Source organism: Microbacterium sp. bgisy189, assembly GCF_057707225.1.
This window is the reverse complement of record NZ_JBYIPT010000011.1, coordinates 13,555-36,088: the sequence shown is the minus strand read 5'-3', so window position 1 is coordinate 36,088 and position 22,534 is coordinate 13,555. Positions and strand designations below refer to the sequence as shown.

The 22,534-nt window shown below is 70.4% G+C and carries 20 protein-coding genes and 1 pseudogene; 5 read left to right on the top strand and 16 right to left on the bottom strand.

Features of this window, described 5'->3' with window-relative positions:
- Window positions 1–52: 52 nt before the first annotated feature.
- From AC3ENX_RS12765 to AC3ENX_RS12755, 3 genes are read right to left on the bottom strand one after another with little or no spacing between them, the layout of a single operon-like run.
- Complete coding sequence (locus AC3ENX_RS12765; protein ID WP_434812253.1) at window positions 53–1,204, bottom strand: cytidylyltransferase domain-containing protein; 1,152 nt, start codon at window positions 1,202–1,204, stop codon at window positions 53–55.
- Window positions 1,201–2,538 (bottom strand): polysialyltransferase family glycosyltransferase, encoded by a 1,338-nt coding sequence (locus AC3ENX_RS12760; RefSeq protein ID WP_434812252.1) that lies wholly within the window; start codon window positions 2,536–2,538, stop codon window positions 1,201–1,203. The genes AC3ENX_RS12765 and AC3ENX_RS12760 overlap by 4 nt, the downstream gene beginning before the upstream one ends.
- 2 nt (window positions 2,539–2,540) lie before the next feature.
- Window positions 2,541–3,512 carry a glycosyltransferase family 2 protein gene (locus AC3ENX_RS12755; RefSeq protein WP_434812251.1) on the bottom strand — a complete coding sequence of 324 codons (972 nt, stop codon included), beginning with the start codon at window positions 3,510–3,512 and terminating at the stop codon, window positions 2,541–2,543.
- A gap of 130 nt (window positions 3,513–3,642) precedes the next feature.
- Here AC3ENX_RS12755 and AC3ENX_RS12750 point away from each other — a divergent pair, with 130 nt between their 5' ends.
- Window positions 3,643–4,566, top strand: coding sequence for an NADP-dependent oxidoreductase (locus AC3ENX_RS12750; protein ID WP_434812250.1), 924 nt, complete (start codon window positions 3,643–3,645; stop codon window positions 4,564–4,566).
- Between the two features lie 184 nt (window positions 4,567–4,750).
- Here AC3ENX_RS12750 and AC3ENX_RS12745 read toward each other — a convergent pair whose 3' ends face one another.
- From AC3ENX_RS12745 to AC3ENX_RS12735, 3 genes are all read right to left on the bottom strand, one after another.
- A complete protein-coding gene (locus AC3ENX_RS12745; protein ID WP_434812249.1) occupies window positions 4,751–5,551 on the bottom strand; it encodes an alpha/beta fold hydrolase in 801 nt (266 codons plus the stop codon).
- On the bottom strand, window positions 5,548–5,865 hold the full coding sequence (locus AC3ENX_RS12740) for an Rdx family protein (RefSeq protein WP_434812248.1): 318 nt from the start codon (window positions 5,863–5,865) through the stop codon (window positions 5,548–5,550). Before AC3ENX_RS12740 ends, AC3ENX_RS12745 begins: the two co-directional genes overlap by 4 nt.
- A gap of 112 nt (window positions 5,866–5,977) precedes the next feature.
- The gene (locus AC3ENX_RS12735) at window positions 5,978–8,170 is read right to left on the bottom strand and encodes a malate synthase G (RefSeq protein WP_434812247.1); all 2,193 of its coding nucleotides are present in this window, start codon (window positions 8,168–8,170) and stop codon (window positions 5,978–5,980) included.
- A gap of 109 nt (window positions 8,171–8,279) precedes the next feature.
- On the opposite strand from AC3ENX_RS12735, the gene AC3ENX_RS12730 reads away from it, so the two are divergent.
- Window positions 8,280–9,026: an IclR family transcriptional regulator gene (locus AC3ENX_RS12730; protein ID WP_434812246.1), complete on the top strand. Its 747-nt coding sequence runs from the start codon at window positions 8,280–8,282 to the stop codon at window positions 9,024–9,026.
- 82 nt (window positions 9,027–9,108) lie between these two features.
- On the opposite strand, the gene AC3ENX_RS12725 is transcribed toward AC3ENX_RS12730, so the two are convergent.
- From AC3ENX_RS12725 to AC3ENX_RS12715, 3 genes are all read right to left on the bottom strand, one after another.
- Complete coding sequence (locus AC3ENX_RS12725; protein ID WP_434812245.1) at window positions 9,109–9,468, bottom strand: nuclear transport factor 2 family protein; 360 nt, start codon at window positions 9,466–9,468, stop codon at window positions 9,109–9,111.
- A 148-nt stretch (window positions 9,469–9,616) separates the two neighbouring features.
- Window positions 9,617–10,399: a hypothetical protein gene (locus tag AC3ENX_RS12720; RefSeq protein ID WP_434812244.1), complete on the bottom strand. Its 783-nt coding sequence runs from the start codon at window positions 10,397–10,399 to the stop codon at window positions 9,617–9,619.
- A 7-nt stretch (window positions 10,400–10,406) separates the two neighbouring features.
- Complete coding sequence (locus AC3ENX_RS12715; protein ID WP_434812243.1) at window positions 10,407–11,363, bottom strand: aldo/keto reductase; 957 nt, start codon at window positions 11,361–11,363, stop codon at window positions 10,407–10,409.
- Between the two features lie 22 nt (window positions 11,364–11,385).
- Between AC3ENX_RS12715 and AC3ENX_RS12710 the strand changes: the two genes are divergently transcribed.
- Together AC3ENX_RS12710 and AC3ENX_RS12705 are read left to right on the top strand one after the other, a co-directional pair.
- The gene (locus AC3ENX_RS12710; protein ID WP_434812242.1) at window positions 11,386–11,742 is read left to right on the top strand and encodes a YidH family protein; all 357 of its coding nucleotides are present in this window, start codon (window positions 11,386–11,388) and stop codon (window positions 11,740–11,742) included.
- 7 nt (window positions 11,743–11,749) lie between these two features.
- Window positions 11,750–12,097 (top strand): DUF202 domain-containing protein, encoded by a 348-nt coding sequence (locus AC3ENX_RS12705; protein WP_434812241.1) that lies wholly within the window; start codon window positions 11,750–11,752, stop codon window positions 12,095–12,097.
- Here AC3ENX_RS12705 and AC3ENX_RS12700 read toward each other — a convergent pair whose 3' ends face one another.
- The 5 genes from AC3ENX_RS12700 to AC3ENX_RS12680 all read right to left on the bottom strand — a co-directional run bounded on the left by AC3ENX_RS12700 (window position 12,098) and on the right by AC3ENX_RS12680 (window position 20,270).
- Window positions 12,098–14,800 (bottom strand): cation-translocating P-type ATPase, encoded by a 2,703-nt coding sequence (locus tag AC3ENX_RS12700; RefSeq protein WP_434812240.1) that lies wholly within the window; start codon window positions 14,798–14,800, stop codon window positions 12,098–12,100.
- A gap of 134 nt (window positions 14,801–14,934) precedes the next feature.
- Window positions 14,935–15,846, bottom strand: a complete 912-nt coding sequence (locus tag AC3ENX_RS12695) for a carbohydrate ABC transporter permease (protein ID WP_434812239.1) — start codon at window positions 15,844–15,846, stop codon at window positions 14,935–14,937.
- A complete protein-coding gene (locus tag AC3ENX_RS12690) occupies window positions 15,846–16,775 on the bottom strand; it encodes a carbohydrate ABC transporter permease (protein WP_434812238.1) in 930 nt (309 codons plus the stop codon). The genes AC3ENX_RS12695 and AC3ENX_RS12690 overlap by 1 nt, the downstream gene beginning before the upstream one ends.
- Entirely contained in the window at window positions 16,772–18,058 is a 1,287-nt protein-coding gene (locus AC3ENX_RS12685; protein WP_434812237.1) for an ABC transporter substrate-binding protein, read from the bottom strand. The genes AC3ENX_RS12690 and AC3ENX_RS12685 overlap by 4 nt, the downstream gene beginning before the upstream one ends.
- A gap of 31 nt (window positions 18,059–18,089) precedes the next feature.
- Complete coding sequence (locus AC3ENX_RS12680; protein ID WP_434812236.1) at window positions 18,090–20,270, bottom strand: alpha-galactosidase; 2,181 nt, start codon at window positions 20,268–20,270, stop codon at window positions 18,090–18,092.
- A 113-nt stretch (window positions 20,271–20,383) separates the two neighbouring features.
- Here AC3ENX_RS12680 and AC3ENX_RS12675 point away from each other — a divergent pair, with 113 nt between their 5' ends.
- Entirely contained in the window at window positions 20,384–21,508 is a 1,125-nt protein-coding gene (locus tag AC3ENX_RS12675; protein ID WP_434812235.1) for an ROK family protein, read from the top strand.
- Window positions 21,509–21,528: 20 nt separating this feature from the next.
- Here AC3ENX_RS12675 and AC3ENX_RS12670 read toward each other — a convergent pair.
- Together AC3ENX_RS12670 and AC3ENX_RS12665 are read right to left on the bottom strand one after the other, a co-directional pair.
- Window positions 21,529–21,678: pseudogene (locus AC3ENX_RS12670) on the bottom strand (IMP dehydrogenase); the annotation flags it as partial.
- A gap of 239 nt (window positions 21,679–21,917) precedes the next feature.
- A complete protein-coding gene (locus AC3ENX_RS12665; RefSeq protein ID WP_434812234.1) occupies window positions 21,918–22,382 on the bottom strand; it encodes a hypothetical protein in 465 nt (154 codons plus the stop codon).
- Between the last annotated feature and the right edge of the window lie 152 nt (window positions 22,383–22,534).

Below are 22,534 nucleotides of genomic sequence, written 5' to 3'. Positions count from 1 at the left end.
ACGAAGGTGAACCCGAGGGGGCGGCCGTGAGGCCACTCGGCGTCGTGCAGGGTCAGCGGCGTGCGGCGAGGACGCGGTCGGCGAGTTCGCGCACGGCGCCGGCGCCGCCGGGGCGGTCGAGCACGACGCGGGCGGCGGCGCGCACCTCGGGGCGTGCGTCGGCGACGGCGACCGGCCAGCCGACCAGTTCCATCGCCGGCAGGTCGTTGACGTCGTTGCCGAGGTAGGCGGTCCGAGCGAGGTCGACGCCGTGTTCGGCGGCCCACGCGCGCAGCGCGGCGGCCTTGTCGTCGATGCCGTGCAGCACGGGCACCCGCAGCTTCTCGGCCCGCGCGCGGACGATGGAGTGCACCTCGGTCGAGAGGATCAGCAGGGGGATGCCGGCGCTTCGCAGCAGCGCGACTCCCATGCCGTCCGACCGACTCACCCGCACCGACTCGCCGCCGTCGGCGTCGATGATGGCTGAGTCGTCGGTGTGCACCCCGTCGAAGTCGGTGACCACGGCATCCACGCCGATCGCCTCTGCCGGTGAGACGAGCGGCGCGATCGCCGAGGCCACCGCGAGCTGATCGGCGTCGTCGATCTCGATCGCGGTGCGCTCGGGCACCACGACGATGCCAGTGCGCCCGAAGAAGCGGTGCCGTGCTCGGCGGAACCCGGCGGCGTCGAACGCGTAGAACGCGCCCGTCTCGAGGTAATGCGGATCGCGGTCCTGGCGCCGCGGCCGATGGGTCGCGTCGTGGTTGATCGCGGCGGCGTGCCCGTCGACGGTGCGCCGCCACAGGAAGCCGTAGGTCTCGAACGCGGCGAACACGCTGTCGTAGCCGTCGACACGCAGCATCCGTACGGCCTCGTCGAGGTCGGTCGGGTCGATGAACGGCGATGTGGCCTGCACGAAGACGATCGTCTCGATGTGCTCGCCGGCGGCCTCGAGTGCGTCGAGCGCGTGCAGCACGGCGCTCTCGGACCCGGCCGTGTCGCCCGACAGGTCGGCGGGCCGGTCGACGATCACGGCCCCGGCGGCGCGTGCGACCGCGGCGATCTCGGCATCGTCCGTGCTGACCGCGACGAGATCGATGAGCGCCGCGGCGCGCGCCGCATGCACCGCTCGCGCGATGAGCGGCACCCCGCCGACGCGCCGCACGTTCTTCCGCGGCACCCCCTTCGAGCCCCCGCGCGCCGGGATGATCGCAACGACGCTCATGCGCCCTTCAACACCTTCCACGCGCGGTCGATCCGGCGGCGGATGCCGGCGGCCGCCAGTTGACTCTGCTCCCAGTGCGAGTAGCTGCCGACGAGGCCCGAGCGCCCAGCGCCGCCGGGCAGGCCGAGCTGCGTAAGCCGCACGACGGTGAAGTAGCGCTCACGCTCGCTCGCGGGCGCCGCCGCCAAGAACCGCTCGGCGGCGGGGCGGAGGTGCCGCATGATCTTCGGCTGCATGCAGTACGCGACGGTGTCGACGAGTTGCTGCAGCGCATCGGGCTGCGTGTACGGCGAATCGGGTCGGGTGAGCGCGTCGACCAGGGTCACCGGTACCCGGTTGCTGTTCTCGAACGGGTTCAGCCGGTGCAGCAGCATCGCGTTGCCGACCGACGCGACGGGCGTGCCGTAGAGGGCATGCACCGTCGGCAGCGCCGACGAGAATCCCGCCACGACCGCTCGGGCGCGAAGGCGTGCCGCCACCGCCTCGGCCGGCGCCGGACCCGAGTGGACGACGAACGTTCGACCCGTCTCCGCCGCGTGACGGCGCACCGCATCCAGCGACGACGGCAGCGCCGCCGGGTGCGGTTTGAACACGATGCGCTCGGCGCCCGAGCGTGCCGCGATGTCGATCATCTCGCGTTGCTGATCGGCCTCCTCCTCGGCGGTGAGGATGCCGAGGTCTGCCAGGTACTGTCCGAGCACGAGCGCCGTGGGGGTGCCGTCGTCGAGCGTCTCGAGCTGTGGATCGTCGACATCGGCCGACACCTCGTCGAGCACACCGCGGAAGGCGTCTGCCGCCACGGGAACGCGCGTCGCCTCGACCTCGGTGAACAGCGCGGGCGTCACACCCGGCACGACGTCGGCGTAGGCGACCTCGGTCACGCGCCCCGCGATGTCGCGCGGGAGGCGTGCACGGATCGGCGAGTAGGTCATCAGCCCGTCACCGATGACCGTGATCGACGACCCGACGAAGATCGCGGCGAGCGTGCGCGCCGGTGGCACCTGCAGGTTCTGCAGGTACAGCTCGACCGGCCCGTCACCCAGGCCCCACGCCCGGCGCAGCAGCCGCTCGAGCATCGGCATGTCTTCGACCCGCGGCTGCCACTGCGTCGGCAGGATCGGCGCGACGAGGTCGTTGAGCCGCTCGACCCGGTCGAACCGGTCGTGCACGGCGCGCAACTGCGGCAGGTCGATGTAGTCGTCTGCGGTCTCGGGCACCCTCGTCGCATTTGCGGCCAGCAGCACCCGCTCCCCGTCCGGGACGATGCCTGAGTCGATCGCGGCGGCGGCGGTCATCGCCCCGTAGGCGGTCGCGACGGCGAACAGCTGCACCATGTCTATGCCGCCCGGCGTACATACGGCGCGAGCAGCCGCCGGCGGCGCTGCGACGTGCCGTCGAGGCACAGTTCGAGCGTCGCCCGCGGCACCGGGCGCAGCAGATCGCGCACGCCGCGGCGCAGGTCGCGGCGCACGTCCCAGGGCATCGACATCGAACGGTTCAGGTGGTGGGCCGACACCGCGAGAATCGTGGTGACGAGCTTGGGCAGGAAGCGATCGGCATCCCGGTCGGCGGTCACGATCTCGAGCGCCTGCGCGAATGCGGGCACGAAGTCGAGCTGCCGCCGGTCGTGCACCTGCGTGAGCGACGTGCTGACTCCGCGGCGGTACAGCAGAGCCGGCGCGTCGACGACAGCGAACGACGACGTCGACAGGTGCAGGTTCCAGATCCACGGCCGGTCCTCGGCCGTGAACAGCCCCTCAGGAAACTCGGCCACGCCATCGTCGATGAGCCTGCGGTGCATCATGCCCGCCCAGGCATACGGGTAGTCGACCATCGTCACCTCGGTCGACGGAAGGATGCCGTCGCGCGGCGGACAGGCGATGTTGCGCCACGGATACGGCGCCCGCACGAGCTGCCGCCGGGTCTCGGTCACGGTGATGTGATCGGTACGCACGAAGTCGCAGCCGAGGTGCTCCATCGCGTCGGCGAGGGTCTGGAGGCGCAGCGGCGCCATCCAGTCGTCACCGTCGAGAAAGCAGTACAGGTCGGTGTCGACGCGAGCCAGACCCTGGTTGCGGGCGCTGGCGAGTCCCACCGGCTGCGGGTTCACGATCACCTCGGCGTGCGGCAAGTGCGCGGCGTGCCGGCGCATCGCCTCGCCCGTGCCGTCACGCGAGCCATCGTCGATCGCGACGAGCTTCACATCGCGCAGGTCGTCGAACTGGCGGGCGAGGGTCGTGAGGGTCGTGTCGAGGAACGGCGCAGCATCCTTCGCGGGAAGGACGACGGTCACTCGAGGGCTCGGCACGCCCCGATGCTCCCCCGAGGGCTTGTCCGCCCGGTGACTCGCGGGTGAACACGAGGTGGCGGTCTCGGGACGGTCCGCGACCCGCCGATGTGCGGGAATGGACCCGGTGGGTCTGCGGTTGGCACCGGGCATGAAGGCACTCACCTATGCAGCGTTCGGCGGTTCGGACCGCTTCACCCTCACCGACGTCGACGACCCGCACGTCGGCCCCGACACGATCGTCGTGCGCGTCGAGGCGGCCGGCCTCAACCCCGTCGACTACAAGATCCGCGAGGGATACCTGCAGGGGCTGATCGACACGCACCTGCCCGCGACTCCCGGGTGGGACGTCGCCGGCGTCGTCGAGAAGGTCGGCCTCGACACCCCGGAATTCGCCGTCGGCGACCGCGTCTTCGCCTACGCACGCGCCGATGTCGTCCGCGGCGGATCGGTCGCCGAGAAGATGGCGGTGCCGGTGCGCACCGCCGCGCACATCCCCGACGGCGTCGACGCGACGACCGCGGCCGCCGTCCCCCTCGCCGGGCTCACCGCGCTGCAGGCCGTCGACCGGTCGGGCCTCGGCGACGGCGACGTCGTGCTGGTGCACGGTGCCGCCGGCGGTGTCGGCTCGTTCGGCGTGCAGCTCGCGAAGCTGCGCGGCGCGCGTGTGATCGGCACGGCATCCGAACGCAACCACGACTACCTGCGCTCGCTGGGTGCCGAACCCGTCACGTACGGTGACGGCCTCGCCGAACGCGTCCGCGAGCTCGCTCCCGAGGGCGTCGACGTCGTGCTCGACTTCGCCGGCGGCGCATCGCTCGACAGCACACCCACCGTGCTGCGCGACGGCGGGTCGGTGATCTCGATCGCCGACGGACGCGCGGCCACCGAGTTCGGTGGGCAGTCCATGTGGGTTCGCCCCGATGCCGCACAGCTCGCCGAGCTCGGTCGCCTCGTCGCCGCCGGCGACCTGCGCGTCGAAGTCGCCGCGACCTACCCGCTCGACGACGCCGTCGCCGCATACCGCTCGCTCGAGCAGGGCCACACGCGCGGCAAGATCGTCGTCACAGCTTGACGCTGCGGGCCGTTCCGGCCTGATGCTGCAGGCCGGTGGGGCGGTCGCAGGGGCGGTGGGGCGGTCGCAGATTCGGAGATCGTCACCAGATTCGGATGCCGCAGGCCCTGGCATCCGAATCTGCGTGCACGATCCGAATCTGTGACATGGCGCGCGGCGACGCGGCGCGCGCAGCGGGGCGGGCTCAGGCGGTGAGGAAGGCGAGGGCGGCTTCGCGGAAGACGCGCGAGCCGGGCGCGTTGAAGTGATGGCGGTCGGGAATCTCGACGAACTCGCCCTGCGGGCAGGCGGCGGCCAGCGCGCGTGAACCCTCGATGATGGCGTCCTGCGAACCTGTGGCGAACAGGATCGGCTGCTGCGGCGCCCGCACCGCGGGATCGGGATCGGCGTTGCCCGAGGCCCGCATCCCCTCGGCAATCGCGAGGAGCGCGCGCAGGTCGTTGCCGCCGACGCGTTCGGTCAGCGCGATGTAGTTCTGGGTCACGCGGTCGGTGACCGGGATGCCGTCTTCGACGTAGGCGCGCGCCTGCGCGAGGTCGAGGCGGCCGAGTGGCACGCCGTCGGGAACCCCGCCGAGCACGACCCGTTCGACACGGCCCGGCAGATCGAGCGCGACCTCCCAGCCGACGCGGGCGCCGAGCGAGTACCCGACGTAGAACGCCGTGTCGACGAGGTACGTGTCCATGACCGCTTCGACGTCACCCGCGAGCGTGCGCAGCGCGTAGTCACGGGGGTCGTGGGGCTTGTCGCTGGCGCCGTGGCCGCGCTGGTCGAGCGCGAGTACCCGGAATCCCGCCCGGGTCAGATCACGCACCCAGCCGGTGCTGACCCAGTTATCGCGGCAGCTCGACGCGAACCCGTGCACCGTGACGACGACGGGTGCGTCTTCATCACCCCACGTGTACGTCGCGAGCCGATGCCCTTCTGCAGACATGATGAACTGCGGATCGGGCATCTCGGTGAGTGCCGGAAAAGCCGTGGTCATGCCTGCTCCCCCGCATCTGGCGCGGCCTGTTCGGCGGCGCGATCTGCATGGCCGAGTCGCCGGTCGGGGGCGATGCGGTCTCGCACCCGACGCTTCAGGTCGACGATGTCGGGGAATCCGTCGTCGTCGGCGCGCGACCAGACCTGCTCGTCGTCGGCGTGGATGCGGAAGACACCGCCCGTACCCGGCACGAGGGTCACGCCGCCGCCCGCAAGTTCGGTCGGAAACGTGTTCAGCAGCTCTTGCGCGACCCAACCAGCGCGCATCAGCCAGTTGCACTGCGTGCAGTACTCGATGCGGACGTTGTGTGTCATCGCGTCCAGCGTACGCCCGTGCACGTTTCGTCTCGGCACTGTGCGCCTCGCTCAACGACCGGAACGGTGCACCGGACGTTGAGCGAGCGCAGCGAGACGAAACGCGTCCCGGTCAGCCGGCGGCGATGAGGGCGCGGTCGGCGGCCTTCTGCGCGCGACGGTGGCGGTGCAGGATGAACTCGGTGTAGCCGTTGGGCTGGGCGGCGCCGTCGAGGATGAGTTCACGGGCGGCCTGGAACGCGAGCGACTCGACCCCGCCGTCGATCAGCGGGCGGTACGCGGCATCGCTCGCGTTCTGCCCGTCGACGATCGGGGCGATGCGGTGCAGCGCGTCTTCGACCTGCTCCTCGGTGATGATCTCGTGCGCCAGCCAGTTCGCGAGCAGCTGGCTCGAGATCCGCAGCGTCGCGCGGTCTTCCATGAGGCCGACACCCGACAGATCGGGAACCTTCGAGCAGCCGACACCCTGGTCGACCCACCGCACGACGTAGCCGAGGATCGACTGCACGTTGTCGTCGAGCTCGGCGGCGCGCTCTTCGGCACTCCACGACGCGGTCGGGTCGAGCGGCACCTGCAGGATCCGGTCGATGTCGGCGCGGGGACGGGAGCGCAGTTCGTCCTGCACGGCTGCGACGTCGACCTGGTGGTAGTGCAGGGCGTGGATCGTCGCGGCCGTCGGCGACGGCACCCACGCGGTCGTCGCGCCTGCGCGCGGGTGCCCCGCCTTCGTCTCGTACATCGCCTTCATGAGGTCGGGCATGGCCCACATGCCCTTGCCGATCTGCGCCGTGCCGACGAAACCGTGGGCCAGGCCGGCATCCACATTCTGGTCTTCGTAGGCGAGCATGTTGGGCTGCCCCTTCAGCTCGCCCTTGCGGCGGATGGCGCCGGCGCGCAGCGACGTGTGGATCTCGTCACCGGTGCGGTCGAGGAACCCGGTGTTGATGAACACGACCCGGTCGGATGCCGCGGCGATCGCCGCGTCGAGGTTGAGTGAGGTGCGTCGCTCCTCGTCCATGATGCCGATCTTCATCGTGCCCGCCGGCAGCCCGAGGGCCGTCTCGACGCGGCCGAACAGTTCAACCGTGAACGCGACCTCGTCGGGCCCGTGCTGCTTGGGCTTGACGACGTAGATCGACCCGGTGCGCGAGTTGGCGCGGGTGCCGCGACCCTGCAGGCTCGGGATCGCCGCGGCTGTCGCGACCATCGCGTCGAGGAAGCCTTCGGGGATCTCGGCCCCGTCGGCGTCGAGCACGGCGTCGGTGTACATGTGGATGCCGACGTGCCGCACGAACATGAGCGACCGGCCGTGCAGGGTGAGCTCCGAACCGTCGGGTGCCGTGTAGACCCGGTCGGGGTTCATCGCACGGGTGAAGGCGCGGCCGTTCTTCTCGAACGTCTCGCTGAGGCCGCCGTCGAGCAGACCGCGCCACACGCGGTAGGCCTGGATCTTGTCTTCGGCGTCGACGGCGGCGACGGAGTCTTCGAAGTCCATGATCGTCGTCACGGCGGACTCCAGCACGAGGTCGCTGATGCCCGCGGCATCCAGCGCGGCGACCGGGCTCGTGCCGTCGAACTGGATGTCGATGTGCAACCCGTGGTGCCGCAGCAGAACGGATGCCGGGGCATCGGGCGCTCCGGTGTACCCGACGAACGTGTCGGGGTCTGCGAGGGTCGCGGTCGAGCCGTCGGCGAAGGTGACCGACAGTGCGCCGTCGGCGATCGAGTAGCCGGTCGCGTCGGCGTGGGACCCGGCGCTCAGCGGGGCGGCGAGGTCGAGCAGTTCGCGGCCGAGGGCGACGACGGCCGCGCCGCGCGCGGGGTTGTAGGCGCCGGCCTTGGCGGTCTCGCCTTCGTCGGGCACGATGTCGGAGCCGTAGACGGCGTCGTACAGCGAGCCCCATCGCGCGTTCGCGGCGTTGAGCGCGAAGCGGGCGTTGGTGACCGGGACGACGAGCTGTGGACCGGACTGCTCGGCGATCTCGGTATCGACGCCGGTCGTCGTGATCTGGAAGGCCTCGGGCACGGGCGCGAGGTACCCGATGTCGCGCAGGAACGCCTTGTGCGCCTCGAGGTCGGCGGGCTGCCCGGGCTGCTCGCGGTACCACTCGTCGAGCTGCACCTGCATGCGGTCGCGGACGGCGAGCAGCGCACGACCGCGCGGTCCCAGGTCGGCGACGAGCGCTGCGAGCGAACCCCAGAAGGTGTCGGCGTCGAGCCCGGCGGGGGCGAGGATCTCGTCGGCGACGAAGCGGTGCAGGTCGGCGTCGACGGCGAGGCCCGCCGTCTGGATGCGTTCGGTCATGTCGTGAACTCCTTCGCTCGCATATTCCGCATTACGGAAGTTTTCCGCTACATTGTGGAAGTACCGCGATCATAGCCCCGATCGCAGCCGCACACGAATCGAGGCATTCATGGCAGCCGAAGGCGCCGTCCAATCCGTCGCCCGCACATTCGCGGTGCTCGATGCGATCGCCGACGCCGGTGGCTCGGCGGGGCTCACCCAGATCGCGTCCCGCGCCGGCCTGCCCGAATCCACGACGCATCGACTCATGGCAACGCTCACGACCCTCGGCGTCGTGCGACGACTCGAGGACCGCCGCTACGGGCTCGGGTCACGCCTGGTGCGCCTCGGCAGCGCCGCAGCGCCGGTCGTCGGCGCCGTCGTCCGGCCCACGCTCGCCAAGCTCGTCGATGACCTCGGCGAAAGCGCGAACCTCGCGATGCTCGTCGGCGCGCAGGCCGAATACGTCGCGCAGGTGCCCTCACGTCACGCGATGCGGCTGTTCACCGAGGTCGGGCGCCGGGTCGACCTGCACTGCACCGGCGTCGGCAAGGCGATGCTGTCGGCATTGGATGCCGCGGCCGTCACCGCGATCATCGACGGGTCGGGGCTGCCCGCCCGCACGGCCCACACGATCGTCGATCGGGCCACGATGGGCGCCGAACTCGCCGGCATCCGTGCCCGCGGCTACGCGATGGACGAGCAGGAGCAGGAACTCGGCGTCCGCTGTGTCGCCGTTCCGATCCCACTCCCCGACGGCGGCGTCTTCGCCGTCTCGGTCTCAGGTCCGCTGCAGCGCATGACCGACGACCTCGTCGCGCGGGCCGTTCCCGCACTGCAAGCTGCGGCATCCGAGATCTCGAGAGCGGTGGCCTGAACGAGAAACCACCTCTGCCGCGAGACGTCCCTGCACGGGTGGTGTCTCGAGGAGAGGTGGTTTCTCGGCGGGTGTCGCGGGATCAGACCGGAACGGCGGCGGGCACGACCGTGCCCTGGTGGAAGCGCAGCACGGGCTCGCCGGTGCTGGTGTCCCACACGCTGCTGTGGCGGCTGTCGCCTTCGAAGGTGTGCACGACGTAGGTGACGAGGGTCACGTCTGCGCTGAGCGCGACGAACTCCCAATCACCGGTCTCGGGGGTGACGCGCTCGGGCTCGAACGCCATCACCTCTACGATCTCGTCGCGGTTCCAACGCCGCCCCGAGCGGCCGATCTCGACGAACTCGGGGTGCAGGAGTGCCCGGACGCGGTCGCCGTCCTGGCGGGTGGTGGAGTCGAGCAGTTCAAGCTCCGCATCGCGGAGGCGCGTATTGTCGTCCATCCTTCTAGGGTTGCACACCGCCCTGAGAGCGCCCGATGCGCCCCTTGAGCGGTCTCGGCGGATGCCGGTGGCCGACTCGTTCGCGCCGAAGTGCGCGCGCAACCCCGACCAGCGAGCAGTTCGGCGCGGATGAACGGGACCGCCGAGATCACTCGACCTCGGCCGGCTCCACCATCGACTCGTCGATGAAGACGCCGAGCAGTTCGCCGTCGAGTTCGAAGCTGATCGCGGTGCCGTCGGCGTACGTCTCGCGTATCTGATCCGGCGCGTTCTCGTCGATCGCGAATCTCGCCGCCGGGAAGAAGACGCCGGCGCCGCACCCATAGTGCATCGGCCCCGTATAGCCGCCCGCCCCGTCGAAACTGTCGAGCCGGAACACCATGATGCAATCGCCTTCACCCCAGGTGTTCGGCAGCGGGTGCGCGATCGTGTACCCCTCGTACGAGTAGAACGTCGATTGCCTCGGGAACCATGACTCATCGGGCAACTCGACCGTCGGGTCGGGGTCGAGCGACGCCACCTGCACGGCTCCGGTCGCGGCCGAGATCGGGCGGATCGCGGTGATCGCGGTCGTCACCATCGCCGTGATGATCGCGACGACGACGAGCGACGCGACCCACAGCCAGATGGTCCGCCGCCGCAGACGTTGCCGCGGCGCCAGGGCGGGGTCGACGTTCGCAGCATCGGATGCCGCGGCCTCCGGCACAGCGTCGGACGGCTGGTCGGCGATCGACGCGGGCACCGCCTCGATGATCGGCTCGACCGGTGCGTCCGGGGTCTCCGGCTCGACCGGCGCCGCGGCACGTCGACGCTCCGATTCAAGGGGATGCAGCCGTGCCAGGGCCTCGGCATCCGTTTCGATGTCACCGTCGGGTCCGTAGGCGCGGGCGCGGAGTGCGCGCAGCTCGTCGACGCCGTCCTCCATGGTCATCGCGCCTTCACGAGGTCGGTTCGAGCCACCACTGCGGCTCGGGCACGTGCCGTTCAAGCTCGGTGAACAGCTCGTCGGGCAGGGACTGTTCGGCCGCGCGGAGCGTCTGATCCAGTCGCTCCGGACTGCTCATGCCGACGATCGACGTCGCGATGCCGGGGTCGCGCAGCGAGAACTGCAGCGCCGCGACGGCGAGCGTCGTGTCGAACGCCGCGCAGACCTCGACCATCGCGTCGACCGCGCGGCGCACGCCCTCATTCGCGGGGCGGTACGCGTACCGGTCGATCGTCGGATCGGCGAGGATGCCACTGCCGTGCACTGCCGCGTTGATCAACGGGATGCCGAGGGCTTCGGCGTCGGCGCGCAACGGCCCGGCGCTGCGGTCGACGAGGGTCCACCGGTTGTGCACGAGCACCGCGTCGAAGACCTCGAGCGCGAGGTACCGGCGCATCTCGGGGATCGGTCCGCCGGCGAGCCCGATCGCCCCGATCTCGCCCGCCTCGCGCAACTCGACGAGCGTGTCGACGGCGCCGCCGGGGGCCGAGATCTGCTCGAACGCGAAGTTCTCGGGGTCGTGCAGGTGCACGAGCGGCAGGTGGTCGAGTCCGAGCCGTTCCTTGCTCTCGCGGACGGATTCGCGCACCCGGTCACCGGAGAAGTCCCCGTCCCGCGGATCGACCTTCGTGATGATGTTCACCCCGTCGGGCAGCCCCCCGGCCGCGGCTATCGCCGCGCCGATGCGCCGTTCGCTCTCACCGTCGGAGTAGCCGTTCGACGTGTCGATCGTTCGCACCGGGCTCTCGAACGCGCGGTGCACGAGATCGATCGCACGCTCGGTCGGCACCGTGTCGCCGAACAGTGCCGGCATGCTGCCGAGCGGCCCGCCCCCGAGGGTGAGTGCCGACACGGTGATGCCGGTCGATCCGAGGGGCCGCAGCCAGGTCGCGTCAGCGGGACGAGTCATGGCTCCAGCGTAGACTCGCGCCATGCAGCGGTTTCCGGGATTCGTGTATCGGCACGGCGATGAACCCGACCCGCGCTTCTCGCTCGCGAACGAGCGCACCTTTTTGGCGTGGCTGCGCACAGCGCTCGCCCTCATCGCGAGCGGCATTGCGCTCGAGCTGCTCGGCCTCGACCTCCACCCGGGGCTGCGGTTGGCGGCCTCGCTGCTGCTGATCGCCGCGGGCGTCCTCACCCCGGTGCTCGGGTGGGTGAACTGGGCGCAGACCGAACGTGCGATGCGCGTGGGCCGACCGCTGCCCAGCTCGCTGCTCGGGCCAGCCGTCGGTGTCGCGGTGGCAGTGGCAGGCGTGCTCGTGGTGCTCAGCATCGTCTTCGCGTGAGCCTGCCGTGAGCACCGACACCGACGCGAACACCGAACGGTTCGACTCCGGCCTGCAACCCGAACGCACCGAACTGGCGTGGCGGCGCACCGCGCTCACGATCGCCGTCGGCTCGCTCGTCGCGCTGCGGCTGCTGCCCGCCGTGCTCGAGAACGCACTCTGGGTGATCCCCGGCTGCGTCGGCATCATCGCCGCGTTCGTGATGTGGGTGCTCGCACGACGTCGATTCACCGGCATCCGTCGCACGCTCGTTGACGAGGGCAGGCTGCCGCGCGGCGGTGCGGGAGCTGTGACGGCCATGGCGATCGCCGTGCTCGCGTTCGGCCTGTTCGGCCTCGTCGTCGTCGCCGCCTGATCAGCGTCGACGCTCGGTCGCGCGCAGCGCGGCCTTGACGGCCTCGACGACGAGGAACACCGCGACGGCGAGCGCGGCGGTCGTACCCCACTGGCGCAGGCTGATCGGGGCCGAATCGAACCACTGGTTCATGAACGGCGCGTAGGTGAACACGACCTGCAGCGCGAGCATCGCCGCGCACGAGATCCACACCGTGTTGTTGCCGGTGAGCACGCGCCAGGTGAGCGACGACGAGTTGAGCCTGCGGCAGTTGAACAGGAACGCGAGCTGCCCGAGCGCGAGCATCAACACGGCGCTCGTCTGCGCCTGCGCGTACGAACCGGTGAGCCGCTGTTCGGCCTCGAAGATCCACACCGCGGCGCCGCCGATCAGCACCGAGACGACCAGCACGAGCACCAGCATCCGCCCGTTGAGCACCTGTTCCTTCGCCGATCGCGGTGGCCTCGTCATGATGCCGGGTTCGGCGGGTTCGCCGGCGAGCGCGACGGTCAGCGTGACGGCGCAGACGAGGTTGATCCACAGGATCTGCACCGGCGACAGTGGCAGCGCGATCCCGAGCAGCACCGCGACCAGGATGACGAGCGACTGCGCACCGTTGGTCGGCAGCAGGAACACGACCGACTTGCGGATGTTGTCGTAGATGCGCCGGCCCTCTTCGACGGCGCGCACGATGGTCGCGAAGTTGTCGTCGGCGAGCACGACGTCTGCGGCCTCCTTGGTGGCCTCGGTGCCCTTGATGCCCATCGCGATGCCGACGTCGGCGCGGGTGATCGACGGTGCGTCGTTCACCCCGTCGCCGGTCATACCGACGACCTGCCGGTGAGACTGCAGGGCCCGCACGATCCGCAGCTTGTGCTCGGGCGAGGTGCGCGCGTAGACGTCGACGTCGCGGACCACGTCGGCGAGCTGGTCCTGGCTCATCCGCTCGATGTCGGCACCGGTGAGTGCGGGCACGTTGCCGTCTGGCGCGACGATCCCCAGTTCGCGGGCGATCGCGGTCGCAGTGCCGCGGTGGTCACCGGTGATCATCTTCACGCGCACGCCGGCGCCGTGGGCCTCGGTGATCGCGTCGCGCACTTCTGGACGCGGCGGGTCGACGATGCCGACGAGCCCCAGGAACGTGAGCTCGGTCACATCGTCGACGTCGATCTCGTCGGTCAGGTCGCCGGCGGGCCGCTGGGCTTCGGCGAGGAGCCGGAGGCCCTTGGCCGACAGCTCGTCGATGTGCCGCTCCCACGCGGCACGGTCGAGGTCGACGCGCGCACCGCCGGTGAGCTGGCTCGTCGACCGGTCGAGCAGGCGGTCGGGCGCACCGCTCACGTGCAGCATCCGCGGCCCCGTCGTGCCGACATCGACGGTCGCCGAGAACTTCACCGACGACTCGAACGGCAGGTGCCCGAGACGACGGATGCCGGTGACGTCGACCCCTGACTTGCTCGCCAGCACGTCGAGCGCACCCTCGGTGGGCTGCCCGACGACCCGCCACCCCTCGTCGGTCTGCTCGACCTTCGCGTCGTTGCACACGGCGGCCGAGGTGACCAGGGCGGCGAGGTCGGGATGCCGGGCGGGATCGGCGGTCTCACCGTCGCCGGCGACGATGCGGCCGTGCGGGTCGTACCCTTGCCCCTCGACGGCGTACGTGCCGGTCGCGGTGACCACGGTGCGGGCGGTCATCTCATTCTGGGTGAGGGTGCCGGTCTTGTCGGAGCAGATGACGTTCATCGCGCCGAGGGTCTCGACGGCATCCATCTTGCGGGTGATGGCACGGCGCTTGGCCATCTGCTGCACGCCGAGCGCGAGCGTGATGGTCACCAGCGCCGGCAGCCCCTCGGGCACGGCGGCGACCGCGAACCCGATTGCCGCCGAGATCAGCTCGTCGCGTTCGGCGTCGTGCACGAGACGACCGATCAGCAGCATCGCGACGGCGAGGATGCCGATGAGGATCGAGATCTGCTTGCCCAGGCGTGCCAACTGGCGTGCCAGCGGCGTCTCGAGCTGTTCCTGCTCGGCGACGAGCGTCGAGATCGCGCCGATCGCGGTGTCGGCGCCGGTCGCGACGACGACCCCCTGACCCTCGCCGGTCGCGACGATCGTGCCGGAGTGCAGGATGGCCGACCGGTCGCCGATCGCGGCATCCGGCAGATTGGCGGCGGGGGTTTTGGATACCGGTTCGCTCTCACCGGTCAGCGCCGCCTCGTCGACTCGCAGGTTGGTCGCGGTCAGCAGCCGCAGGTCGGCGGGCACCTTCGACCCGCTGCGCACCCGCACGATGTCGCCCGTAACGAGGTCGGCGGCGTCGATGACACCCCACGCGCCGCCGCGCAGCACCTGGGCGTCGAGCGACTGCATCCGCGTCAGACTCGCGAGGGCAGACGTCGCCCGCCCCTCCTGGATGAAACCAAGGAGCCCCGTCGCGACGATCACGACGGCGATGACGGTGAACTCGATCCAGTCGCCGGAGATCGCCTTGAGCACGGCGGCCGCGACGAGGATGTAGGTGAGCACGTCGTCGTACTGGGCGAGCAGCCGGCGCCACCACGGGGTGGGCTTCGGCGCCGGCAACACGTTGCGGCCGTGTCGCTGCAGCCGCGATGCGGCTTCGGCGGCGGTGAGGCCACCGGCATCCGACCCGACGGCGGCCAGCGCCGCATCCGCCTCCCACGCCCAGGGCCGATCTGTCGTCGTCGCGGCGGTGCTGCTCATGCGTCCTCCCCCGGGGTCCTTCGGCCAGTATGCCCCGTGTCCGCACACCACGACTGCGCCAATTCGCGGCATCCGCGCCATCGATCGGTGGCGCAGACGTCGCAAACCGGCGCAGTCAGGTGAACAGCGGCGGCCTACTTGATCGAGCCGCGGGTGACGCCGGAGATGACCCAGCGCTGCGAGAAGATGTAGACCAGCAGCAGGGGTGCCATCGCCATCAGGTACGACGCGAACGCGACGGTGTAGTCGGTGTTGAACTGCCCCTGGAACACGTACTGCGCAAGCGGGATGGTTCGCGCACCGGGGTCGGTGAGCACGACCAGCGGCATGATGAAGTCGTTCCACGCCCACACGCAGGTGAGGATGCCGACGGTCGCGTTCATGGGCATGAGCAGCGGAAAGATGACCTGCCAGAACACGCGCCACGTGGATGCGCCGTCCACCCGCGCCGCCTCTTCGAGCTCGATCGGGATCGAACGGATGTAGGCGGTGTAGATGAAGATGTTCAGGCTCAGCCCGTAGATCGTGTACAGCAGGATCATGCCGGCCTGGTTGTCGAGCCCCAGGATCGCGGTCTGCTTCACCAGCGGCAGCATGATGATCGGGAACGGGATGAACATCGCCGCCAGCAGGTAGAAGAACACGCCCTTGAAGAACGGGCGGTGCAGGTTGCGCGCCAGCGCGTAGGCGACGAGCGAACTGGTCAGCAGCGTGAACACGACCGAGCCGACCGTGATCAGCGCCGTGTTGGCGAGGGCCTGCGGGAAGGCGGTGCGCTCCCAGGCATCCGCGAAGTTCTCCCAGCGAATGGATGTCGGCAGTTCGAACCCGGTGCCCTCAGCGAGCTGATCGGGCGTCTTCAGGGCGACGACGACGGCCAGGTACAGCGGGATGAGCACCGTGAGCGAGCACACCGCGATCAGGGCGGTCGCCCACCAGTTGGTGCGGCGGGTGTCGTCGTCGCGCGAGGCCTCCTTGCGGCGGCGCGGCCGAGCGACTGCAGCCGTGTCAACGGCTTCGAGCGAGGTGGTGGTTGCGGTGGACATCAGAAGTCGGCCTCTCTGCGCTGAAGGACCCGGAATTGGAAGAGGGAGACGACCGTGATGACGATGAAGAACACCACCGCGTTGGCCGTCTGGTAGGCGAACTCGCCGCCCGAGAACCCGCCGCGGAAGATGAGCAGCGTGACGGACTCCGTCGCCGTGCCGGGTCCGCCGTTGGTGAGGGCGACGATCGGGTCGAACACCTGCAGGTAGCCTTTCAGGCTCAGCACGACGTTGATCGTGAAGAACGCGCCGATGAGCGGGAAGGTGATCGACCGGAACTGCCGCCACGCCGACGCGCCGTCGAGCGACGCGGCCTCGTAGAGCTCTGCCGGGATGGTCTGCAGCCCCGACAGGTAGATGATGATCGCGAACGCGCAGCCCTGCCAGACCGCGAGCGCGACGATCGCCGTCCACGCCCACGTGTCGTTGGTGAGGATGTTGTCGCGGAACAGCGGGATGCCGGCGAGGATCTTCGGCAGCGAGTTCGAGAAGATGAACTGGAACACGTAGCCGATGACGAGGATCGCGAGCACGTACGGCACGAAGTAGACGCCGCGCCAGAAGTTGCGGGCCTTGATCTTGGCGTTCAGCCCCATCGCGATCGACAGCGAGATCGCATTGGTGAGGATCGTCGCCACGATCGCGAACAGGAACGAGAACCCGTACGCCTGCAGCACCCGGTCGTCTCGGAACAGGTTGATGTAGTTCGAGACACCGACGAAGTTCCACGCGCCGTACCCGGCGTAGTTCGTGAAGCTGAAGAAGATGCCCACGATCACCGGCAGGGTGTGGAACGCGGCGAACGCGATGACCGCCGGCCACACCATCCAGTAGTAGGCGGGAAGCGCCTTTGCGGTGCGTGTCTTCGTGCGCGGCGCCCGCTTCGCGGCGGTGCCGGTGGTGGAGCGCACGGCCTGGGTGAGCGTCATTGGTCGTCTCCCGTCACGGGGATGGTGCGAGCGGCGACCTTGCTCCACTCGCTGTCGAGGGACTTCAACGCGGCATCCACGTCGCCGGTGAAGAGGAACTGCTGGTCGATCGGCTGCAGCGGGATGCTGCCAGGCACCTGGTGGTCGATGAACCCGGTGATGCGGCCGGCGTCGAAATACGGGGCGACCGACTGCAGCGCCGGGTCATCGCCGAGCTCTGCACCCTCGACTGACGGCACCATGTTCTGCGAGGCGGCGAAGCGCTCCTGCACCTCGGGCTGGAACGCGAACTCGATGAACCGCATTGCGGCGTCGTGCTTCGCGCCGTTCTTGCCGAGCGTGAAGACCACGTCGACACCGGAGACGAGCATCGACTCGTCGGGGTCGTCGGTCGGGTACGGGAAGATGCCGAGATTGATGTCGGGGTTCACCTGCTTGATGGGGTTGGTGGCCCAGATGCCCTGCAGCAGCATGGCCGACTCGCCGTTCGCGAACGCGGCGTTGCCGTCGTCGTAGGTGCGGCCGCGGTAGCCGTCCTGCATGTACTCGTAGAGCTGGTACTGCCGTTCCATCACCTCGACGAAGTCCTTCTGGAACGACACCTCGGAGTCGGGGCCGACGTCCTCGCCCTGTGCGCGGAGCTTGTCGAAGAACCCGTCCTGCGCGGGGTAGGCGCCGAGCGCGTTCCATGACGGGATGGCGGTCCACGCGTCGGCGAGGGTGCCGTAGAACGGGGAGATCCCGGCATCCTGCAGCGCATCGCACACGGCGATCAGCTCGTCCCACGTCTGCGGCACCTCGAGCCCCTGCGCTTCGAAGATGTCGCGGTTGTAGATGATGCCGTTCGCGTTGTTGACGTAGCCGAGCCCGTTGACCTCATCCCCATAGGTGCCGAGGTCGGCGAGGATCTCTTGCACCGCCGGGTTGATCGTCTGCAGCACCGGCTCATTGGAGAAGTCGTAGAACACGCCCGCCTGCGCGAGTCGGCCGAAGTTGCCGCTCGCGTTGAGGGTGATGACGTCGGGGATCCGGTCCTTCACGAGCAGGGTGCGGATGAGGGTGTCGGCGTCGGCTGCCGCATTCTGCACGACGTTGATATCGGGGTTCTCGGCCTCGAACTCGGCGATGAGCTCGTCGAAGTCGGCGATCGCCTCGCCCTTGAACTGGAAGAAGTTCAGGGTCGTGACGCCGTCGGATCCGGCCGATGCGCAGCCGCCGAGGGCGATCGCCACACCGGCGATCCCGGCGACCGCCGCGGCGGTCCGTATGGTGCGTGGTTTCATGGGTGCGCCTCCTCGCGCGGGTGGTTCAGGGTCAGTCGGCGCGCGGCACGGCGCGCAGTTCGAGGACGGTGGCCTGCTGCGGGTGCTGCACGGGCGGGCGGATGCCTGCGAGGGCGAGCTGCCGGCCGGTGAGCACGGTGTCGTGGTGTGCCCAGGCGAGCGGCGACTGCGCCGGTGCCTGCACGACGCAGCCGGGCGTGGCCACCGTGACGCGGTAGCGGGTGGCGGGGTCGAGACCCGGCAGCGTGATGCGGCCAGCGGGCGAGGCGATAAGCGACGCGGTCTGCGCGATCGTGAAGAATGCGTGATCGCGGGTGTTCGCGACCACCCCGCGGACGTCGAGCCCCGGGTCGGCGACGTCGGCGTTCACGAGGCGCCCGGTGGCCACGAGCGGGCGCACCCGGCGGGCGAGCTCGACCCAGCCGCCGACGGCGTGGCGCTCGGCATCCGTCAGGGTCGTGAGGTCCCACTCGATGCCGAAGTGACCGAACAGGGCGACGGCGCCGCTCATGCCGAGCGAGACGGTGCGCCCGGTCGAGTGCACCTCGGGCGTGGTCAGGTGCATGCCCATCAGCTCGGGCGGCACGACCAGCGCGGTGTAGCGCTGGTTCTCGAGCCGCTCCACCGGGTCGAGGCAGTCGCTGGTCCAGATGCGGTCGGTGCGGTCAAGGATGCCGAGGTCGACGCGGGCGCCGCCTGACGCGCAGCTCTCGATCTCGAGCCCAGGGTGGGTGGCCTTGAGTTCGTCGAGCAGCCGGTAGACGGCCAGGGTGTGCGCGTGGATGCGGGAGCCGTCGCCCGCTCCCCCGCCGGCGTCGACGAGGTCGCGGTTGTGGTCCCACTTCAGGTAGGCGATCGGGTACTCCTCCAGCAGCGCGTGCAGCTGCCCGGCGATGTGCGCGTAGGCATCGGGGCGCGACAGGTCGAGCACCTGCTGCTGGCGGGCAGCGGGCGGCAGGTCGCGTCGACCCCGCAGGATCCAGTCGGGGTGCGCGCGGGCGAGGTCGCTGTCGGGGTTGACCATCTCGGGCTCGACCCACAGGCCGAACTCCATGCCGAGCGCGGTGACCCGGTCGACGAGCGGATGCAGACCGTTCGGCCACACGTCGGGGTCGACGATCCAGTCGCCCAGGCCCGCGGTGTCGTCGCGACGGCGAAGGAACCAGCCGTCGTCGAGCACGTAGCGCTCCGCCCCGACGTCGGCCGCCGCGTCGGCGAGCGCGAGCAGCCGGTCGAGGTCGTGGTCGAAGTAGACGGCCTCCCACGTGTTGACGGTGATCGGGCGCGGCCGGGTCGGGTGCTGCGGGCGCGCCCGCCACTCGTCGTGGAACCGGGTGGCGAGTTCGTCGAGCCCGTCGCCCCACGAGGCGAGCAGCCAGGGCGTGACGTACTCCTCGCCCGGGGCGAGGGCGACTTCGCCCGCCGCGAGCAGTTCGCCGCCGGCGAGGAAGGCCTCACCGGTCGTGACGCGCTCGGCGAGCACCCGCTGGTCGCCGCTCCAGGCGAGGTGGATGCCGTGCACCCGGCCCCGTTCGAACCCGAAACCGGGTCGGCCTGCGGCCAGCAGCACGGTGGCATCCGCCCCGGGCCGCCCGCGGCGGGACTCGCGCAGGTGCGTGCCGAAGGTGAGGTCGCGGCGCTGGGCGGAACGCTCCCGCAGGTGCCGGCCGGTGGTGTCGAGCACTTCGGTGGCATCCCACGGCAGCGGGGCGACGAGGTGTGCCGTCGTCACGGTGAAGGTGTCGGCGGCGTCGTTGCGCACCGTCATCCGCTGACGGAAGAGTCCCGATGCGCCGACGCCGAGTTCGAGGTGCACGGTGATGCCGGCCTCGGCGTCGGTGAGCACGAGCAGCGTACCCTCGGGCGATTCGAGCACCGCGGTGAGGGTCGGCAGGATGCTGACAGCGTGCCCGCCGCGCATGCCCTCCAGCGCGGGCGTGCCGAGCCAGCCGGATGCGGCAGTGCTGAGGGCGGTCAGCCGTGCGGTCTCGTCGAGTCCCCCCGAGACGCGCTGCGGGCGCGCGGCGACGGCGAGGGACCGCAGCGTGGCGTCATCGGCGTCGCCGAGCGCCGCACCCCAGTGGATGATCGCGGGCGTCGGGTGCGCGTCGAGGTCGAGCACGACGCTCGTGCCTCCCGAGGCGAGATGGAGGATGCGGGATGCGGCGGCAGGTGTCGACATGACGTCGACCTCGTTGTCGGTCTCGAGCATGGCATTAGTTTTAGCACTGAAGTAATCGAGATGGCAAGAGGGAGATCTGGCGGGATTCGACCCGATTCGGCGGGCGGGTTCGTGCCACAATGGAACGAACAACGCGAGGCGAGGTGACCCACCCGATGGTCAGCGAGAGCGAAGCCGCACTGGCGCGCGCCGTGCTCATCCACGGTCCGCTGTCGCGCAGCGCCCTCACGAAGCGACTGAGCCTGTCGCCCGCGAGCCTCACGCGGCTGGCCAAGCCGCTGCTGGATTCCGGCATCCTCATCGAGCTCGGCGACACGGCCGACGGCACCGTCGGCCGCCCCTCACGCCCGCTCGACATCGCCCCCGACGTCGGCGGGTTCGTCGGCGTCAAGCTCACCGGCGACCGCATCTACGCCGTCGCGACCGACGTGCGCGCCGAGCCGATCGCCGAGACGGAGCGAGCGCTGTCGAGCACCGACCCGGGCGAGGTGATCGAGGCGATCGTCGAGCTCGTGGCCGGGTTCGAGGTGCGCAAGCTTCGGGGCATCGGCGTGAGCCTCGGCGGGCTGAGCCGCGACGGCGTCGTCGTCGACGCGCCGTTCCTCGACTGGCACGACGTCGCCCTCGCCGAACCGCTCGCGCAGCGGCTCGGCGTGCCGGTCACCCTCGAGAACGACCTCGTCGCCCTCGCCGAGGCGGAGCGGTGGTTCGGCGTGGGTCGCGGCATCCCCGGCTTCGCCGTCATCACCGTCGGCATCGGCGTCGGGTACGCGCTCGTCGTCGACGGGCAGGTCGTGCACACCCCCGACTCGGGCGTCGGCACCGGCGGGCACATCCCCGTCGCGCCGAACGGCCCGCTGTGTTCGGAGGGGCACCGCGGCTGCACGCAGGCGATGCTCACCTCCGGCTCGGTCGCGGCGCAGGTCTCGGCCGCACTGCAACGACCGGTGACCTTCGACGAGGTGCTCGACGCGGCATCTCTCGGCGAACCGGCCGCGCGCGCCGTCGTCGACGCGTCTGCCGCGGCGCTCGGCCGGCTCATCGCGCTCGCGACGAACCTCACGCTGCAGCACACCGTGGTGCTCGCCGGCGAAGGCGTGGGCCTGTACGACCGCGCGGCCGACGTCGTCGCCGACGCGATCCGCGCCGACCGCGCGGCCGAAGCCGCGCCCGTCAACGTGCACGTCGACCGCACCGGCTTCCGCGCCTGGGCCCGGGGCGCCGCCGCCGTCGCGATCCAAGCCGCCGTCGACCGCCTCGCCGGCTGAGCCCCACTGCCGACGCTGCCCCCGGCTGCTGAGATTGCGTCGGTCGCCCCGAACCGGCGCCCGAGCGCCTGGCGGTCGGCGTGGCGGCTCATCGCGATGACGCGCTCGGCGCCGAGCTGTCTGGCGACGAGGATGCCGAGCAGTCCCACCGCACCGTCGCCCGCGACGGCGGGCGCACGCCGAGCTTCGCGCGCTTCCAGTTCCTCGACCCCGCCTCGCGAACTGTCGACGCGCAGCGACGTGTTTCGCACGCTGTGGGCGCAACATGACGTGCGGGTGCACGGCGCCGGTGACGCATCCGGTGCGGGTCGTCGGAGCCGCGGTGCTCGTGTCGACTCGGCGGCCACACGGCTCCACTGCTGCCCCACCGTTCCGACGACTGGCACGCCATCCCGGTGCCGCGTCGAAGTCAGACCAGGCGCATGACCATGACGTCGTACGCGCCAGCCTCGCCGGGGGTGTCGGGACCGATTGCGGATGCCGGCACCACGTTGCGCATGACGAGGCGAACACCGCCGTCGACCGTGACGTCGATCTGCCAGCCCCAGTCGCCCGCGTAGGTCGCCGCGAGCGCACACCCGCCATCGGCCAGCGGCGTGCCGACGAGCGTCATCGGGCTGGGCTGCTGATGCCAGGAATCCAGCCACGATGCGGTGATCACGCCGTCCTCGTCCGGTGATCCGACCAGCAGCGCGCCGGTCTGCGACCCGTCGACGGGGTGCTGCCAGGCGTAGGTCAGCACGATGCCGTGTCCGCCGGCGACGGCATCCACCCGCCCGCTGGCCGGCAGGGTCGCGAGGTCGTCGGTCGGCATGAGCCGAAACCCGTTCTCGCCGCTCAGTGGCCTGCCGTCGGGTGCGTTCCAGAATCCCATCCCGCCATTGTGCGGGGTGCGCGGCCGGGGCGCTCTACCGGCCGCCGCGCACCACGACTGCGCCAGTTCGCGGCATCCGCGCCATCGATCGGTGGCGCAGTCGCCGAATACTGGCGCAGTCGAGTGACGAAGCGTCGGCCGGACCGGGGCGC

What these genes read in the sequence shown, in the direction of transcription:
- AC3ENX_RS12690 (WP_434812238.1), bottom strand. Translation starts at nt 16,775, where the DNA reads ATGACGCTCACCCAGGCCGTGCGCTCCACCACCGGCACCGCCGCGAAG.
- AC3ENX_RS12760 (WP_434812252.1), bottom strand. Translation starts at nt 2,538, where the DNA reads ATGGTGCAGCTGTTCGCCGTCGCGACCGCCTACGGGGCGATGACCGCC.
- AC3ENX_RS12725 (WP_434812245.1), bottom strand. Translation starts at nt 9,468, where the DNA reads ATGGACGACAATACGCGCCTCCGCGATGCGGAGCTTGAACTGCTCGAC.
- AC3ENX_RS12720 (WP_434812244.1), bottom strand. Translation starts at nt 10,399, where the DNA reads ATGACCATGGAGGACGGCGTCGACGAGCTGCGCGCACTCCGCGCCCGC.
- AC3ENX_RS12685 (WP_434812237.1), bottom strand. Translation starts at nt 18,058, where the DNA reads ATGAAACCACGCACCATACGGACCGCCGCGGCGGTCGCCGGGATCGCC.
- AC3ENX_RS12765 (WP_434812253.1), bottom strand. Translation starts at nt 1,204, where the DNA reads ATGAGCGTCGTTGCGATCATCCCGGCGCGCGGGGGCTCGAAGGGGGTG.
- AC3ENX_RS12740 (WP_434812248.1), bottom strand. Translation starts at nt 5,865, where the DNA reads ATGACACACAACGTCCGCATCGAGTACTGCACGCAGTGCAACTGGCTG.
- AC3ENX_RS12695 (WP_434812239.1), bottom strand. Translation starts at nt 15,846, where the DNA reads ATGTCCACCGCAACCACCACCTCGCTCGAAGCCGTTGACACGGCTGCA.
- AC3ENX_RS12730 (WP_434812246.1), top strand. Translation starts at nt 8,280, where the DNA reads ATGGCAGCCGAAGGCGCCGTCCAATCCGTCGCCCGCACATTCGCGGTG.
- AC3ENX_RS12665 (WP_434812234.1), bottom strand. Translation starts at nt 22,382, where the DNA reads ATGGGATTCTGGAACGCACCCGACGGCAGGCCACTGAGCGGCGAGAAC.
- AC3ENX_RS12715 (WP_434812243.1), bottom strand. Translation starts at nt 11,363, where the DNA reads ATGACTCGTCCCGCTGACGCGACCTGGCTGCGGCCCCTCGGATCGACC.
- AC3ENX_RS12745 (WP_434812249.1), bottom strand. Translation starts at nt 5,551, where the DNA reads ATGACCACGGCTTTTCCGGCACTCACCGAGATGCCCGATCCGCAGTTC.
- AC3ENX_RS12710 (WP_434812242.1), top strand. Translation starts at nt 11,386, where the DNA reads ATGCAGCGGTTTCCGGGATTCGTGTATCGGCACGGCGATGAACCCGAC.
- AC3ENX_RS12750 (WP_434812250.1), top strand. Translation starts at nt 3,643, where the DNA reads ATGAAGGCACTCACCTATGCAGCGTTCGGCGGTTCGGACCGCTTCACC.
- AC3ENX_RS12680 (WP_434812236.1), bottom strand. Translation starts at nt 20,270, where the DNA reads ATGCTCGAGACCGACAACGAGGTCGACGTCATGTCGACACCTGCCGCC.
- AC3ENX_RS12700 (WP_434812240.1), bottom strand. Translation starts at nt 14,800, where the DNA reads ATGAGCAGCACCGCCGCGACGACGACAGATCGGCCCTGGGCGTGGGAG.
- AC3ENX_RS12735 (WP_434812247.1), bottom strand. Translation starts at nt 8,170, where the DNA reads ATGACCGAACGCATCCAGACGGCGGGCCTCGCCGTCGACGCCGACCTG.